At 27.6% G+C, this 17,935-nt stretch carries 12 protein-coding genes and 1 pseudogene; 2 read left to right on the top strand and 11 right to left on the bottom strand.

Features of this window, described 5'->3' with window-relative positions; translation table 11 throughout:
- Positions 1-188: 188 nt before the first annotated feature.
- The 5 genes and pseudogenes from ACYUET_RS14245 to murI all read right to left on the bottom strand — a co-directional run.
- A pseudogene (locus ACYUET_RS14245) lies at positions 189-1,904 on the bottom strand (S8 family peptidase); the annotation flags it as partial.
- 143 nt (positions 1,905-2,047) lie between these two features.
- Positions 2,048-2,716, bottom strand: coding sequence for a helix-turn-helix domain-containing protein (locus tag ACYUET_RS14240; protein WP_460280681.1), 669 nt, complete (start codon positions 2,714-2,716; stop codon positions 2,048-2,050).
- Position 2,717: 1 nt separating this feature from the next.
- Positions 2,718-3,086, bottom strand: a complete 369-nt coding sequence (locus ACYUET_RS14235) for a DUF3783 domain-containing protein (RefSeq protein ID WP_460280679.1) — start codon at positions 3,084-3,086, stop codon at positions 2,718-2,720.
- 33 nt (positions 3,087-3,119) lie between these two features.
- Positions 3,120-3,641, bottom strand: coding sequence for a peptidylprolyl isomerase (locus ACYUET_RS14230; protein WP_460280677.1), 522 nt, complete (start codon positions 3,639-3,641; stop codon positions 3,120-3,122).
- 188 nt (positions 3,642-3,829) lie between these two features.
- Positions 3,830-4,603, bottom strand: coding sequence for a glutamate racemase (gene murI / locus ACYUET_RS14225; RefSeq protein ID WP_460280676.1), 774 nt, complete (start codon positions 4,601-4,603; stop codon positions 3,830-3,832).
- 498 nt (positions 4,604-5,101) lie between these two features.
- Between murI and ACYUET_RS14220 the strand changes: the two genes are divergently transcribed.
- Positions 5,102-7,000: a type I glutamate--ammonia ligase gene (locus ACYUET_RS14220; protein WP_460280674.1), complete on the top strand. Its 1,899-nt coding sequence runs from the start codon at positions 5,102-5,104 to the stop codon at positions 6,998-7,000.
- 208 nt (positions 7,001-7,208) lie between these two features.
- On the opposite strand, the gene ACYUET_RS14215 is transcribed toward ACYUET_RS14220, so the two are convergent.
- Entirely contained in the window at positions 7,209-8,480 is a 1,272-nt protein-coding gene (locus ACYUET_RS14215) for an MFS transporter (protein WP_460280673.1), read from the bottom strand.
- Between the two features lie 25 nt (positions 8,481-8,505).
- Positions 8,506-9,228: a glycerophosphodiester phosphodiesterase gene (locus ACYUET_RS14210; RefSeq protein ID WP_460280671.1), complete on the bottom strand. Its 723-nt coding sequence runs from the start codon at positions 9,226-9,228 to the stop codon at positions 8,506-8,508.
- Positions 9,229-9,663: 435 nt separating this feature from the next.
- Here ACYUET_RS14210 and ACYUET_RS14205 point away from each other — a divergent pair, with 435 nt between their 5' ends.
- The gene (locus ACYUET_RS14205; protein WP_460280670.1) at positions 9,664-10,773 is read left to right on the top strand and encodes an HD-GYP domain-containing protein; all 1,110 of its coding nucleotides are present in this window, start codon (positions 9,664-9,666) and stop codon (positions 10,771-10,773) included.
- Positions 10,774-10,965: 192 nt separating this feature from the next.
- Here the strand turns inward: ACYUET_RS14205 and carB are convergent, their stop codons facing one another.
- The 4 genes from carB to ACYUET_RS14185 all read right to left on the bottom strand — a co-directional run bounded on the left by carB (position 10,966) and on the right by ACYUET_RS14185 (position 17,924).
- Entirely contained in the window at positions 10,966-14,175 is a 3,210-nt protein-coding gene (carB, locus tag ACYUET_RS14200; protein WP_460280668.1) for a carbamoyl-phosphate synthase large subunit, read from the bottom strand.
- A gap of 13 nt (positions 14,176-14,188) precedes the next feature.
- The gene (carA, locus tag ACYUET_RS14195) at positions 14,189-15,238 is read right to left on the bottom strand and encodes a glutamine-hydrolyzing carbamoyl-phosphate synthase small subunit (RefSeq protein ID WP_460280666.1); all 1,050 of its coding nucleotides are present in this window, start codon (positions 15,236-15,238) and stop codon (positions 14,189-14,191) included.
- 380 nt (positions 15,239-15,618) lie between these two features.
- Positions 15,619-17,076: a methyl-accepting chemotaxis protein gene (locus ACYUET_RS14190; protein ID WP_460280664.1), complete on the bottom strand. Its 1,458-nt coding sequence runs from the start codon at positions 17,074-17,076 to the stop codon at positions 15,619-15,621.
- Between the two features lie 38 nt (positions 17,077-17,114).
- The gene (locus ACYUET_RS14185; protein ID WP_460280663.1) at positions 17,115-17,924 is read right to left on the bottom strand and encodes an HAD family hydrolase; all 810 of its coding nucleotides are present in this window, start codon (positions 17,922-17,924) and stop codon (positions 17,115-17,117) included.
- Positions 17,925-17,935: the final 11 nt, after the last annotated feature.

Genomic DNA, 17,935 nt, shown 5'->3' with positions numbered 1-17,935 from the left:
ATATTTTTCTTCCAAAATATCATATGAAATAAACTAAGTATTTGTTACTTACGATTTTATTTGCTTCATATTTCAGGGGTTCTTATAAATAGTTTTCCTATATAGAATTCATAACTCTTTCTATTATTATTTATATTTTGTAATTTATTTGATTGATCTATCCTATAATTATATTTTTTTCTACCACCTAAAATAGCATTAACAGTACTCTCAACTAAATAAAAACTAGAAAATGTACAAACAGTTCCATATCCCCAGATTGGATTCGGATATTTTATATCAGTTCTAGTTCTATTTGCTCCTCTTACCAAATAATATTTTAATCTTTGTCCAAATAAATAAGGGTCATTCCCTTTAACTATTCCCCATTCTATAAGTAATGCGCAAATACCTGCTACTTGTGGTGTAGCCATAGATGTTCCTGTTTTTGTATCATATCCACCATTTGGTATAGGCCCTAATATTCCTTCTCCAGGTGCTACAATATCTGGCCTTATTGTTCCTCCTAAAACATCTCTCCCTCTTCCACTAAATGTTGAAATATTACTAGTTATAGCATTATAACTTCCAACAGCAATTATATTGTCAACAGTTGCTGGTATTCCTAAAGTATTAAAAGTTAATGGTTCTAAAAATTTTGTCCTTGGATTTAAACCTTCTGATACAGGAAGCCATAGTGAATATTCTCCCTCATACTGGTTTATTACTTGTATTTCTAGTGTCCAGACGCCTTCTGCTATATACTCCCCTATTGGTGAAATAACTATTTGAATCTCATTATTTAATTGAAATGGTTTTGGACCTGCAACATATATATCATATCTATTTCTTCCTATATTACCTTGAAAATACCCTACTTCTAAATTAATAGCCCCACTACTTTGCCCTGTGGGAGCAATTATATTTATCACGGTATCTGGAAGAATAGACTTATATATATTTATAACAACTGATGTTTCATCGCTTGCTATATTAAATGTTATTCTTTGCATTTTCTTTAACATACCACCAGTATGATGTGCAGCATCGCCTTCATTTCCAGCTGCAATAACAATTGATATTCTTTCTAAATTAGCTATTGTCCTAATGTATTGTTCTAAAAGACTAGTTCCATCATGTGCTCCATTATTAGTACTTAGACTAATATTTATTACCAATGGAATATTAAGTTCCTTACTTTTATCTAATAAAAATTTAATCCCTTGCATTATTTGTGAACTTAAAATTGAAACACCCCTTGATGCTTTTACCATTGCTATTGAAGCCTCTGGTGCTACACCAATATACATAGGGTTAATATTTCCTCCTGCACATGCAATTCCTACTACATGTGTACCATGACCTGTATTATCTCTAGATGGTACTATTGAAAATGGATCATCTGATTTTATTGCTTTATTAATAGTCTCTTTGTTATATATAATTCCTCCAGTACTCAAATCATAAATATATTCTATTCTAGTATTCCCTTGTTTATCCATAAATGCTGGATGAGTATAGTCTATTCCCGAATCTATAAATCCAATTAAAACCCCTTTTCCAGAAACATTATAATTAGATACGGCTTGAGGTATACACGATGCTTGATTACTATACATATCTGTTTCATATAAACTTTTAGGTAGCTCTATATATTGGATACTGTTACTTAAAGCTAATTCTTGTAATTTATCTACTGGTATATTTACTATCCCAAAATTAAAACCTAAATCTATAAATTTCCCACCTAAAGTTTCAACTTCTAACTTTACCTTTTCAGATGTATCTCTATATAAAATTACAATTTCAATTTTATTATCTTCTTTACTTAAATTAAATTTGTTATATAATTTATTCAATATACCACTTGGTACATTAGTCAATAAGCCTATGGATGCATCTACTTTAGATAAATCTGTTGGCATTAATAAATCACTTCCATAAATATTTATATAGATTATATTATGCATGTAATCATAATATCTTCACATTAATAAAATAAAAAAATCTTAGTAGAATATTCCACTAAGATTTTTATTTATATATTAAAAATATTAAGTTCTTATATTTAAAGTGTTATTTCTATTCTTTCTAGTTTTGCTATTACGCTTATTTCCTTTACTTCCATAGTTTCAGTAAGTAAAGACCCTGAATTACTAACTAAAAGTACCTTAGAATTCCCTAGACTTTTTATCTGTCTAATTTTCCTTTTACCCTTATATTCTATTAAAAATAATCCGTTATTACTAAGTTCTTTAACTATATGTGCAAATACCAAATCACCCTTCAGCATTCTGAACCCTGTCATTTCGTCATCTTCTATCTCTAGATAAAAAACTTTATCTTGTGGGTATCCTTCTACTTTATTTGAATGAATAGGTAATTCTTTAGAACCTTTTTTATTAGAAAGAGAATAATCATATATAGGTACGCTTTTAATTACTGATGCAAAAGCATCTGTCCACACCTCTGATTTTTCTATTTTTTTATTTGGTAATTCTTTTATACTTTTCTTTTCCTTCATAAGTTCTTCATCGGTAACAACCATACTTATATCATTCAAATCTGTTTTTAAAAATTTAGCAGCTCTTTCTATAAACGATTCATTTGCAACTTTTCTTCCAAGTTCAATATCATTTATATATTTTTCAGCTACACCTAATTTTTTAGCTAAAACTTTAGCAGATATACCATTCTTTTCTCTAGCTTGTTTTATCTTTTCTCCTACACGACTCAACTTACTCTCTCCCCTTTTGTTGTGTTTTAAACCATTCTCTCTCTTCAATTAAATGTTCTAATAAATACTTAAATGACCAATTACTAGAAGTAGGTGTTGTTACAGCTAACACCCCTCCATTAACAAAGCCTCTTATATACTTTATTGCACCTTTCAATTCCCCTTCACTGAATCCATTAAAAATTATCATCTGTTCATCTGGAATTTGCTGCTTTTCTAATGACATATCATTTCCTTCTATTATGTCTTTAATTTTTATGTTACCCATGTCATTAGTTAATTTAATAACTTTTCCATATCTCTGCTTTATTTTAGTAATTATGCTTTCTTCTATCCCATACACTAGTATACATTTAATATTTTGACTCATTATACCACCATCTTTATAAAATATAACTCATTATTATTCTATTATTTCTGGCTCTTTATATTCTTCCCCTTGAGTATCAACTTTCATACTTTCAATCACTTGATCCTCATAAGGTCTATCATATACATCAGTTTTTGAAGAAACTATTTTTTGTGCAACATCCATTCCTTCAATTACTTTACCAAATGAAGTATATTCACCATCTAAATGTGGAGCATCCGCAACCATTATAAAGAATTGGCTTCCTGCAGAGTTAGGATCCATAGCTCTTGCCATAGATAATACACCCTTTGTATGTTTTAAATCATTTTTAAATCCATTATTTGAGAATTCTCCCTTTATGCTATATCCTGGACCACCCATTCCATTACCTTCTGGGCATCCCCCTTGAATCATAAAACCTGGGATAACTCTATGAAATATTAACTCATCATAAAATCCTCTATTTATTAAATCAATAAAATTATTTACTGTATTAGGTGCTATTTCTGGGTATAATTCTGCTTTAATAACCCCTCCATTTTTCATAGTTATTGTAACAATCGGGTTTTTCATGAAAATTCTCCTTTCAAATTCAAACATTTAAGTTAAAATAATTAAATATCTGTTTTTTCTTAAATTTAGGCACATGAAATAAAATAATAAATCAAATAGACGAGCATACTGGTCTATTATTTTTTTGAATATGCCTTAATATTATTATTAACTAAATAACTTTTATAATTCATTATTTAGTATTAATACTACATATTTATTAGTTTTTCGCATAGACTAATAGTTTCTTTACTACCATTAGAATTGAATATAACTACCTCTCCTTTTTGGCTTTTATCTGTTAGTAATCCTTTTTCTTCTAATCTTCTTTTTAATTCCTGAGAAGTTCCAACACCACCATCAATAATAGGTACGTTCTTATCCACTATATTGTATAAAGTTTCTTTTATAAAAGGATAATGTGTACATCCTAAAACTATCACACCAATTTCATCAATTAAGTAAGGTGCCAATTTTTGTTTTAGGTAGTTTTCTAAGTCTTCACCTTCAAGTACACCTTTTTCTATATATTCAACTAATTTAGCACATGGTAATGATATTATATTATAATCTTTATCATAATTCTCCATTAGGTGTTTAAATTTTTCTTCTCTTAATGTCATAGGTGTAGCCATTATTATTATACTACCTTTTCTATTATACTTTACTGCTAGTTTTAATGCTGGTTCTATTCCTATTATAGGGACTTCTTTATACTTATGTCTAATTAAATCTATTGCTGCACTTGTTGCTGTATTACATGCTACAACTATCGCCTTTGCATTTTTTTCTAATAATAGATCAACTGCATTAATAGTTAGCTTTCTAACTTCTTCTAAACTTTTTATACCATATGGTGCATTTTGAGAATCACCAAAATATATATAATCTTCATTAGGCATTAAACGAATAGCTTCTTTCATTACACTTAATCCGCCTACACCTGAATCAAAGAATCCTATAGGTCTATTTTTAATATCCAAAGTGTTCACACTCCAATTTTCCTAGATTATCTAATAAATATTTTATTACTTTATTAAAAATAAATCTATATAGAATTATTTTTAACTATACTTTTATGGTAAATTTTATTTATAATATATAAGATATATAAGTTCCGATAAAATTTGTTCATTAATATAAATTTAAAAATATTTATAAATGATATTATCGCTCACTACAGGTGAGGAGCTTATGTAGAAAACTTATGATATATATGCTTCTAACTAGATATTATTAATTAAAGATATAGTTTCCTATAAAAATTATAAATATAATAACTTAATTAGAATTACATATTAAATTTAAGTTTAAATATATTGACAGTCGTACATACTTATAATAGAATTCTTTATAATAGTTGAATTCGCGAATATTAAAACTTATTTTTTATTATTTGTTCGACATAAGTCACTCTATAAATCTATAATTGAAAGGATGTGAAGAGCTTATTACAGAGTTATGCTGTAGTAGCCGATTATATGAATAATTTACTTTATATTATTAAAAAAGAGAATCATACTGCTCAAGATTTAACAAAAATCTTGAATGAAAATCCACAAATTAAATTTGTTTCATTTGTGGGTATTGATTTATCTGGTAACGATACGGATGAAAAAATCCCAATGAAACTTTTCTTAGAAGACATAGATTCTTTTCTAAATGGAATAGCTGTTCAAACAGACGGTTCTTCTGTTGTACTACCAGGAATTGCAACTTTAAATAATGCTAAAGTTGATATGGTTACAGATTTAGATAGTACTTGGTTTGTTGACTATAACTTCAATTTTATTGATCCAAGTAGTAATAAACCTGTTGGAACTTTAAGAATTCCTTGTTTCTTATATCATGATAATAAACCTGTTGATTCTAGACACATCCTAAAAGCTGCTGTATCTACCTTCAAAGAAAATCTTAGTAATATTTTTAAGACTAAACCAGAGATTTTAAAGCCTTATGGAATAACTCCTGAAGATGTAAATGAGATAATTATTACTTCAGCTACAGAGTTAGAATTCTGGGTTAAAACTCCTAATGATAACGCTGAGGTTGAAGAATTATCAACTTCTCAAGTATTACATGAACACTATTGGACTAGAACTAAAGGTGCAGTAAGAACAGCATTAGAAGAAACTCTTATTCTAATGGAAGAATACGGATTTGAACCTGAAATGGGTCATAAGGAAGTTGGTGGAGTAAGAGCTAAATTAAACTCTTCTGGAAATTTTGATCATGTTATGGAACAAATAGAAATAGATTGGAAATATTCAGATTCATTACAAGCTGCAGATAATGAATTATTTGTTAGAATATTAGCTCAAGAGACATTTAGAAGAAATGGGCTTGAAGTAACATTTATGGCAAAACCAATTGAAGAAGTTGCTGGTTCAGGTATGCATACTCATTTAGGTGTTAGCTTAAAATTAAACAATGGTAAGAGAATTAATATCTTTAATGGACCTAAAGATCATTTCTTAAGCATAATAGGATATGGTGCAATAATGGGTGTTCTTAAAAACTATGAAGTTATGAATCCATTTATTTCTTCAACAAATAATTCTCTTAAGAGATTAAAACCTGGATTTGAAGCTCCTGTATGTATAGTAACATCTCTAGGACAAAGTCCAGAAAATCCATCAAGAAATAGATCTATATTACTTGGATTAATTAGAGATTTAAATTCACCACTAGCTACTAGATTTGAACTTAGATCTCCTAACCCACATACCAATACTTACATAGCTATGGCTGTTTCTTACATGGCAATGCTTGATGGTATACTTTATGCTGTAAACAATAATAAAACTGAAGATGAACTTCTTAAAGAATTATCAAAGAAACCTGGTGAAGATGCTGATTATCTTGAAAAAGATAGATCTTATAGATCTGAAGATGATGTATTTGAAGCATTTACTGAAGATGAAAGAAATGAATACTTTGGTAAAGCACCAGCTACAGTTTATGAAAACTTAGCTCAACTTGATATGTATCCTGAAAAACTTCAAGTATTAAGAAACAATAATGTAATGACTGAAGCAATTATTAATAGCTTTAAATTAGCTACTATAGAAAGATGGTCAACTGAAATTTCTCATAGAATTATTAATACTTATATTAATGAAATTAGATCATTCTCACCTTTACATTCATTAGATAAAGCTTTAGACTTAGATATCTCTATTTGGATGAAGATAAATGATTTAAGAATTTATATAATGAAAGATACTTATACTACTGAAAGCTTATTTACAAAGATTAAAAAAGCTTTTGCTAATAAAGATTATAATAAAGCCTCAGAATTATATTTAGAGCTTGAAGATAAGATGAAAAATCTTAGACAATTATACTCTTCTTATAAGAAAAATCTTTTAGATATTTAATTCTAGATTACAAAAGACAGTCTAGTATATAAAAATAGAAATCATAACTTAGTTATGATTTCTATTTTTTATAATATATAATTATTTATTCTGATAATTAATATTTTTTACTTAAATAAGCATACCTCCTGAATCTTATGGCGTTGGATTATATGATCTGAATGTTCACATTTTTGATAATACAAATAATAGAGTATACTATGAAATATTAAGCCACTTCTAATTTAGGTTCTTTATTTAAACTTTTCTTTTTATATAACATTCTATAAAGAACTAAACTACTTATTAATCCTACTACACATAATGCGATCATATATATAAATATAATTCTATATCCAATAATACCAGGATATTTATCTAATAATCCTCCATAAAATGAGTTTATAAACATATCTGGAACATATCCAATAAATGAAACTATACCAGCTGCAATACCAGTATATTCTCTTGGTACATTAACTTCATCAAGTGGTGCAAAAAATACACCTTTCATAGCTAATAAAACTATTGATAATACAAGCATATTAATTAAAACTATAGCTATATACGATGGTTTACCTGGAATTAGTATATATGCTCCCGTAAATATAATTGATAATATAAATCCGATAATCATAAATCTAATTGTTGAACCCATTTTATCTGCTACTATTCCGGCAAGTGGCGGTGCTAATGACATTATTACATAACTTCTTATAATTCCAATAAATGCTCCAACTGTAACTGACATCTTAAATATATCTGTAACATATGGTGTTAAGTAAGCTAGTCCTGAAAATGCTGCATAAGTTGTAAACACTAATGAAGCAGCAAGCCAGACTTCTGGCATTTTTATGACTTTTTTAATTCCATCAATAATATTTGCTCTTGTTTGTTTATCTTTTGCTTGCTCTTGTTTTGAATCTTCAAGCAAGAAATAAGCTAATACTCCAAGTATTATAAGTACTACTGAATAAAATATAATTATTGACTTTATTCCCAGTAATCCCTCTCCTAATTTAGCTAACATTCCCAATGCTGCAAATGAAACTATTGTAGAAGATACCCCTCTACCGCCTTCAAGAAAGCCAAATAATTTCCCTTGTTCTGAGCTATCACCAAGCATTCTTACAGCTTTAACCATTGTTGGCCAGAAAGTAAATACTGTCGTAATAGCCCAAGCTCCATTAATTATAAGACACATTGTATAGGAGGGTATAGTTGCATACCAGAATCCTAAAATCCCTGTAGCAATTAATGAAAATGGTACTAATATTTTATAGGAAAACTTATCTGCAATGATTCCACCTGGTATATATAATAAAAAATTTACTATGCCATACATGCTAGTTAAAAATCCCATTTGAAAATTATCAAATCCAAATACATTTTGCATAGGAATATAAAATACTTCTCTTAAATATGGTAATCTATAAATTACACCACCACCAGCGCACAACACTAATAATGTTATCCACTTTTTCATATTAGAGTTCTTCATAAAATTTTCCTCCTAAAGCTGTTTATTATAATAAGTCTTTTAATATATTGGGATAATTAGTTATAATAGCATCTACGCCTAAATCTATCATCTTTTTCATATCTTCTTTTTTATTAACTGTATAAACATTTACTTCAAGATTATTATCATGAGCTTTTTCAACTATTTCTCTAGTTACACTGTTATATTCAGGATGAAGTGCATTGGCTCCAAGCATTTGTACATAATTATATGGTTCAAATATGCAATCCCAATATAATGCTCCTGTTTTTATAGTTCTATCTAACCTTATACATCTCCTTACTGAATAGTGATTGAAAGTGGAAATTATAACTTTTTGTTCTAAATTATATTTTTTAACTAAATCGTATGTTATTTTTTCAATATTTTCATAATCAATTATACTGTTTTTTATTTCTAAGTTTATAATAATATCTTTATCACTAATATATTCTAAGAATTCTTCAAGTGTTGGAATTTTTAGTCCTTTAAATTCTTCACCAAATTTTATTCCAGCATCTAATTTCATTAATTCTTCTAATGTATAATCTTTAATTAATCCTGTACCTGTTGTAGTTCTATCAAGTTCTTCATCATGACATATTACAGCATATCCATCTTTAGTTAATTGGACATCAGTCTCAATTCCATCGCAACCTGCTTCTAAAGCTTTTTTAAATGCTAACATTGTATTTTCTGGATATAATCCACTTAATCCTCTATGAGCAATATTTAATGTTTTTTTCATAATATTTCCTCCTAAAATTTTCATAGAACTATTTCGTAATCATTTTTCAGAAACTTGAAATCTGATAATTAGATTTTAATTTATAGGTTAAAATTCACACAAATAAATCTACTTCTTTTTTCAAATTATGTCAATTTTATTGTATTGCAAATATCAATTAATAATATATGTTTTTATTTAATTTAATATTAAAAATCAATTAAATTTATTGATTTTTAGATTTTTCAAATTAAATTTAAAAATTTAATTTATATTTGTAATTTAAGGCTTAAATGTATTAAACTATCCTATATATCTACACTATTTATTATCCTTAAAATAATATAATTATATATTAGGACTTTTCGTAAACTTTTATCATAATATAAGGAATATATGGTATAATAATTCATATCAAGATGTAACTATGCAAATGAAGTTGTGAGGTGCTATAGAATGCGTTTAGTTCCAATTGAATGTGTAAAAAATGATTCTTTATTAGCTAAAACCATATACGATGAAGAAGGAAGAATTCTACTTAGACCTGGAGTTAAATTAACTGATAGTTTAATTAAAAAAATTAAGGAATTACATATATTTTCTTTATATATAATTGATGAATATAGTGACTATGAAATAGAAGATATAATAAAACCCGAGTTACGTCAAAAAGCAATAAAAGTAATCAAACAGACCTTTACAGACATAGAACGTGTTTCTTTAGTACATGATTTAAAAAAACGCTCATTAAGTGATTATTCTAAAGAAGAGTTGGATTACTTTGAATCTATTAATGATATTGCAGAAGAATTAATAGAAAATATATTATCTAATAAAAATCTACTTATTTCTTTAGTAGATATAAAGAATATGGATAACTATACATATCAACATTCTGTAAACGTTGCTGTTTTATCACTTGTTTTAGGCATTAGCTTAAACTTTCCTAAGTATAAATTAATTCAGTTATGCACAGGAGCTCTATTACATGATATCGGTAAATCGTTTATTGATAAAGACATAATATTAAAACCAGATAAATTAACACGTGATGAATTTGAGAAAATAAAATCTCATCCTTATAAAGGGTATGAATTTTTAGGAAATATATGTGATTTATCCTCTAATAGTAAATTAATAGTTCTTCAACATCACGAAAGGATTGATGGACTAGGATATCCATTTGGACTAGAAGGAGATAAAATTAATTATATGTCCAAAATTGTTAGCATAGCAGATGTTTATGATGCTTTAACATCTGATAGACCATATAAACGTGCTATGTGTCCTAGCGATGCATTAGAATATATGATGTCTAATGCTGGAACATTTTTTGATTATGAAATGATTAAAGTTTTTTCTCGAGTTATAGTACCATTTCCAAATGGCACCATAGTATGCCTTAGCAATGGTGATATAGGTATTGTTCAAGATACAATCCCAAATTATCCATTAAGACCATCAGTTAAAATATTAAAAAGCATTAATGAAGATATTATAGGATCTAATATTAACCTGTTAAATGAATTATCTATTGTAATATCAAGCATTCAGTATGATGCTTAATAGTATAATTTAAACAAACTATATATACATATAATATGTAATATAGTTTATTTCTTTGTTTTTAGTTAAAAATTAAAGAAGATATCTAAAAACTATTTTTAGATATCTTCTTTGTACTAAGGCACAATCAAAAAATTGAAAATATTCATTGCAACTTTAAACTTATTATTTATTTTCATGTGCTTAAATATATTATTCAGCTATATTAAATACTTCTAAATTTTTATTTTCATCTAGTTTTGCTAATTCTACATCTGCAATTGCTCTTAACGTATCAAGTGCTGTAATTACTCCTAAGTTTCTTTCAACAGCTGCTCTTCTGATTAAGAAACCATCTCTTTTAGAATCATTACCTTTAGTTGGAGTGTTCACAACTAAATCTACTTCTCTATTCTTAACAATATCTAATATATTAGGTTTCTCTTCATTAATTTTACGTATTTCCTCTGCATCAATACCAGCTTCTCTTAAAAGCTGACATGTTCCAACTGTTGCTATAAACTTATATCCTACATTTGCAAGATCTTTTGCTATAGATAAAAATGCTTCTTTATCATGCTTATTAATCGTTGCTAATATTTTAGATTTTTCTTTTGATGGATACATATTTGCTGCAACAAAGCCTTTATAAAGAGCTTCCTTAATATTTCTACCTACACCTAAAACTTCCCCTGTTGATCTCATTTCTGGTCCTAAACTAACTTCAACATTAGGTAATTTTTGTGTTGAAAATACTGGAACCTTAACCGATACTAGTTCTGGTTCTTTATATATATCTACTCCATATCCTAAATCTTTTAATTTAGCTCCGAGCATAACCTTTGTAGCTAAATCTACTATTGGAACCTTACTAACTTTGCTTATATATGGTACTGTTCTTGATGCTCTAGGATTAACTTCAATTACATATAATTGTCCTTCAAATTCTATGAATTGAATATTTATCATTCCTTTTATTCCTATTGCTAAAGCCAACTTCTTCGTATATTCTAATACATCTGCCTTAATTTTTTCAGAAATATTTTGGCTTGGATACATAGTAATACTATCCCCTGAATGAACCCCCGCTCTTTCTAAATGTTCCATTATTCCTGGAATCAATATATTTTCTCCATCTGAAATTGCATCTACTTCTATTTCTCTACCCATTAAATATTTATCTATTAATATAGGATTTTTCTTATCTTTTGCAAATGCATTTTCTAAATAGAATGTTAATTCTTCTTCATCATGAGTTATTTCCATTCCTTGACCACCAATTACATATGAAGGTCTAACAAGTACTGGGAAATTTAATTTTCTAGCTTCTTCTAAGCCTTCTTCAACTGACCATATTCCTTTACCTTTAGGTCTTGCTATTCCTAGCTTTTCTAATAATTCATCAAATTTCTCTCTATCTTCAGCCATATCTATTTGATCAGCTGTTGTTCCTAATGTTACAATATGCTTTTCCTTTAAGAAATTTGCTAGTTTAATAGCTGTTTGACCCCCAAATTGAAGTATTACTCCATCTGGTTTTTCTTTTTCTATTATATTTAAAACATCTTCTTCTGTTAGTGGTTCAAAATATAATTTATCAGATATATCAAAGTCAGTACTTACTGTTTCTGGATTATTATTAACTATTATAGTTTCAATATCCATAGCTTTTAATGCCTTTACACAATGTACAGAAGCATAGTCAAACTCAATACCTTGACCTATTCTTATTGGACCAGAACCTATAACTATAACCTTCTTTTTATCTGACACTTCAACTTCATCATATTGTTCATAAGTTGAATAATAATATGGTGATAATGCTTCAAATTCCCCTGCACAAGTATCAACCATCTTATATGAAGGTTTTATATTCCATATACCTCTAAGTCTATATATATCATCAGGATCTATATTTAACATATCAGCTATAGCTTTATCTGAAAATCCTTTTTTCTTTAAATTGTGTAGCCATTCTTTATCTAGATCTTCTATTTTACTTAACTTTAATCTTTGTTCTTCTTCAACTATCCATTTTATTTTTTCTAAGAAGAACATATCTATTCCTGTAATTTTATTTATTTTTTCTACCATGTAATCTCTTCTTAGCATTTCTGCTAAAGCAAATATTCTTTCATCATCTGGTGACATTACAGCTTTTTTAAGTTCTGACATACTTAATTCTTTAAATTTCTTATGATCTAAAGAATATTTTCCAATTTCTAAACTTCTTATTCCCTTTAAGAAAGCTTGCTCAAAATTAGCACCAATTGCCATTATCTCTCCGGTTGCCATCATTTTTGTTCCAAGCTGTCTAGTAGCACCAAAAAATTTATCAAAAGGCCATTTAGGTATCTTTACTACTACATAATCTAATGCTGGTTCAAAACAAGCATATGTTTTTTGAGTTACTGCATTTTTAATCTCATCTAACCCATATCCTAACGCTATTTTAGCTGCAAGTTTTGCAATAGGATATCCTGTTGCCTTTGATGCTAAAGCTGAACTTCTAGATACTCTTGGATTTATTTCTATAACTGCATATTCAAATGAATTTGGATTTAATGAAAATTGTACATTACATCCGCCTTCTATCCCTACAGCATTTATTATATTAATTGATGCCGTTCTTAGCATTTGATATTCTTTATCTGAAAGAGTTTGCGATGGAGCAACAACAATACTATCTCCTGTATGTATTCCTACTGGATCTATATTTTCCATATTACATACAGTAATACAATTTCCATAAGAATCTCTCATTACTTCGTATTCTATTTCTTTCCAACCCTTAACACTTTTTTCAAGTAAAACTTGACCTATTGTACTTAATTGGAGTCCTGATTCTAATATAGTTCTTAACTCTTCTTCATCATTAGCTATGCCTCCACCAGCTCCTCCTAAGGTATATGCTGGTCTAACTATAACAGGATATCCAATTCCACTCGCAAATCTTACTCCTGATTCTAAATCAGTTATAATTTCACTTTTTATAACTGGCTCTCCAATTTCATTCATCATATCTCTAAATAATTCTCTATCTTCACCTTTTTTAATAGATTCAATAGATGTTCCTATTACTTTTACATCATATTTATCTAAAATCCCTGCTTCATAAAGTTCAACTGCTAGATTAAGTCCTGTTTGACCTCCCATTCCTGCAAGCAAACTATCAGGTCTTTCTTTTTCAATAACTTTTTCAACAAATTCTAAAGTTAATGGTTCTAAATATACTTTATCTGCAACGTCTTTATCAGTCATAATAGTTGCTGGATTTGAATTTATAAGTACAACTTCTATTCCTTCTGATTTTAATGCCTCACATGCTTGTGTTCCTGAATAATCAAACTCAGCTGCTTGACCTATAACAATCGGTCCTGATCCTATAACTAAAACTTTTTTTATATCTTTATTTAATGGCATTTTCAATAACCTCCTATAGTGCATACTCTAAAAATTTATCAAATATATATTCGCTATCCTTTGGCCCTGCTGATGCCTCTGGATGGAATTGAACTGAATATATTGGTAAAGTTTTATGCTTTAATCCTTCTATTGTTCCATCATTTATATTTATATGCGTTACTTCAACATCATCTGGTAATGTTTCTACTACATAACCATGATTTTGTGAGGTTATATGAACTAAGTTTTCTTCTAGATCCTTAACTGGATGATTGCATCCTCTATGACCAAACTTTAATTTAGTAGTAGTTCCACCTAAAGTCAATGCTAATAATTGATGACCTAAGCAAATACCTACTATTGGTTTCTTCCCTATCATTTTCTTTATATTATTTATTGCAAAGTCTAAGTCTTCTGGATCTCCAGGTCCATTAGATAAAAATACCAAGTCTGGATTAACAGATAAAATCTCTTCTGCTGTTGCTGTTGCTGGAAAAACTGTTAGTTTGCAACCTCTTTTTTGAAAATTTCTTATTATATTTTGTTTTATTCCAAAATCCATTATTGCAACATGTTTTCCATTTCCATCAATTGTGTATACTTTTTTAGTAGTTACTATATTTACTGAATCTTTGCTTGAAAAACTCTCTAAATTTTTCTTAACTTCTTTATGTCCTATATCTTCTAATACTATTGTTCCTCTCATTGTTCCATTATTTCTTAGAATTTTAGTTAAAGCTCTTGTGTCTACTCCTTCTAAACCTATAACCTTATTTTGTCTTAAAAAATCTTCTAATTCTAATTCACATCTAAAATTACTTGGTAAATTACATTTTTCTTTTATTATAAATCCTCTAACTTTTACTGAATCAGATTCTAAATCTTCAAGATTTATTCCATAGTTCCCTATCAAAGGATAAGTCATTGTTACTATTTGCCCATAATATGATGGATCAGTAAGTACTTCTTGGTAACCTGTCATCCCTGTTGTAAATACTACTTCTCCTACGCATTCACTTAAATATCCGAATGCTTTACCTTCAAAAATCATACCATTTTCTAATATAAGCTTTGCTTTCATCACTTAGCCCTCCTTAATTTTATGTTTAATTTAAAATACACTTAAAATCTATCTTTTTAGGTAAAATAAAAAGGATAATAAAGAGACTACAGAAACACTGGTCTCCTCACTATCCAAACATATTTATAATTAATTTTACTAAATGCCTTCAAAGACAAAGCTATGAAATTATTTTTAAATTTATTAAATAACATAGTTATAGACTCCTTTCTGGCCTCACTGGACCAATTTAAAGTGTATCTTTTTCTTATTCATTTTTTATTTATTTTTATCTTGTTTCTTATTTTAGTTTATCATACAATCACTGTCAAGGAAAATAATCTTATTTTTAAATGTATATATAATAAATTAGTTATAACTATGTTCTTATTTTTATATAATTATTCTTCATAAACATTCTTATCTAAAGTTTCTAGTTTCTCTGCAATTTTTATTATGTCTTTAAAGTCATTAATTAATTCAACAGATAATTTTTCTGCTTTTGAATATATTTTATTTACTTCATTATCTGAAATATTATTTTTAAGTCTGGATATTATATCTTTCCCGAATTTATGAAAATCATTATGTTTCTTCTCTATCTTAATCCAAATTTCTAATATTTCTTTATTTTTAGGTTTCATTGAATAATAAAAATGTCCAAACCCACATTTATGTTCATTAACTTGTAATGGTATTATTTCTTTTGTGATAATTATATTTTCTAAAGTTTTTAACCAATTTTGATGTGCATTTATAGCCTGATTCATTGTATCTATAAATAATTTATTAGTTATCATATAATATCTATCATTAACTAAATTTCCTATTATTGTTGAAGCTTTATCTAATTCTTCTTCCATTAATGATACAGGTGAAATAACATTGCTTAAACTTGTACTTATTTCTTTTAGCATAGTAGTATTATTATTTAATTTATCAACATCTTTATCAAGTGTCCTTATTGATGATGTTACTTCATCCATTGAACTATTTATTTCTTCACTATTAGCTGCAACTAAACTTATTGCTTCTGTAATATTATTAATATTCTCTTTATTATCATTACTTGTCTTAACAACTGAATCTAGTTTTTTATTTACCATCTCTAATGATTCAACTGTGCTATCTACACTATTAGTACTTTTATTAGATGCTGATTCTATTGCAGACATAAAATCTGACATGCTAGATGTTAATGTTTTAGTCTCATCTGATAATTTCCTTATCTCCTCTGCAACAACAGCAAATCCTTTTCCACTTTCACCAGCTCTAGCTGCTTCTATAGATGCATTTAATGCTAAAAGATTTGTTTGTTCTGAGATTCCCTCAATAGCATTTATAACACCTTGTACATTTTTTATGACATTAATTAAATTACTCATATCTTCCTTCATTCCCTTTGAATGATTAATTGCCATATCTGAAAAAGCCTTTATATCAACCAATTCTGTTTCATTTTTTTTACTTGATTCTAATAAAACATCAGAATTTGATGATAAATTACCTATTGCTTGTGTCATATCAAAATGTGCTGTTGATACCTCTTCTGATATTTGAGTTGATATTTCAGAAGCATTTGATATATTATCCATAAGATTTACTATTTCTTTACTTATATAATCTAATTTCTGTTCTTTATCTTTTAGTATTAAATCTAAACTACTCATTTGTATAACTGAGTTTAAAACTAATTTTGTTATCTCCTGAAAACTTGATTTTCCAACGTCTAACCTCATATAAATAGATTTAAATTTTTCTAAAGTACTATTATCTATTTTTATATTACTATTTATCGGTTTTAATAATGATATATCTGTTATTAATTTATCTAACATTCTATTTTTGCTATTAAACATATGTCACATTCCTCTCTAAAATATTACTTAAACTCTCTTTAATTCATTATAAAATTCTTCTCAATCCAATTTATTATATATTCTATTGCATTATTTTCATTGCTTGGTGCAATAAATTTAGTACTCTTTATTGTTCTTTCTGCTCCACTTTCTACGCAGAATCCATAATCAGCTAATTTTATCATCTCAATATCATTCATATTATCGCCAACAGTAATTAGTTTTTTAAATTTAATATTATATATATCTACTAACTTTTCTATAGCCTTACCTTTAGATATATCATTAGGTAATATTTCTAAATATCTAGCCCCACTTCTTATTATATTTCCATAAATGTTATCAAGTTTTTCTTCTAAAAAGTCTATTTCATTTTCTTCTCCAACAATAAGAACCTTTGTCCATCTTTTATTCCATACTTCTTTAGGCAAATCATAGATAACATCATATCCTAGCTTTGAAAATCTATCTGTATATTTACATGAAGAATATATGTATATACTTTCTTCTGAATAAACCTCAATCCCTAAAGTAGGATATTTTTCTTTTACTATAGTAATTATATTTTTTCTATCTTCTTCAATAAATTCTTCATAAATAACTTTTTTATTTTTATAATCATAAATTTTTGTTCCGTTATATAGTATTACAGGCAATGTTACTTTTATTTCTTCTAAAAACTTGCCTGCTGAAGCAATGGTTCTTCCAGTTGCTAAAGTAAAATTCCCACCTTTATTTATAAAGTATTCTATAGCCATCCTATTTTGGTCTGATAACTTTCCTGAGTCATTTAATAGTGTCCCATCCATATCAGATACCAAAAGGTATCCATAAAAAATCTTATCCATTTTCTTCCCCC

Source organism: Clostridium sp. CTA-5 (assembly GCF_054768135.1).
The sequence above is the reverse complement of the archived record's forward strand: the minus strand, read 5'-3'. Positions and strand labels throughout refer to the sequence as shown.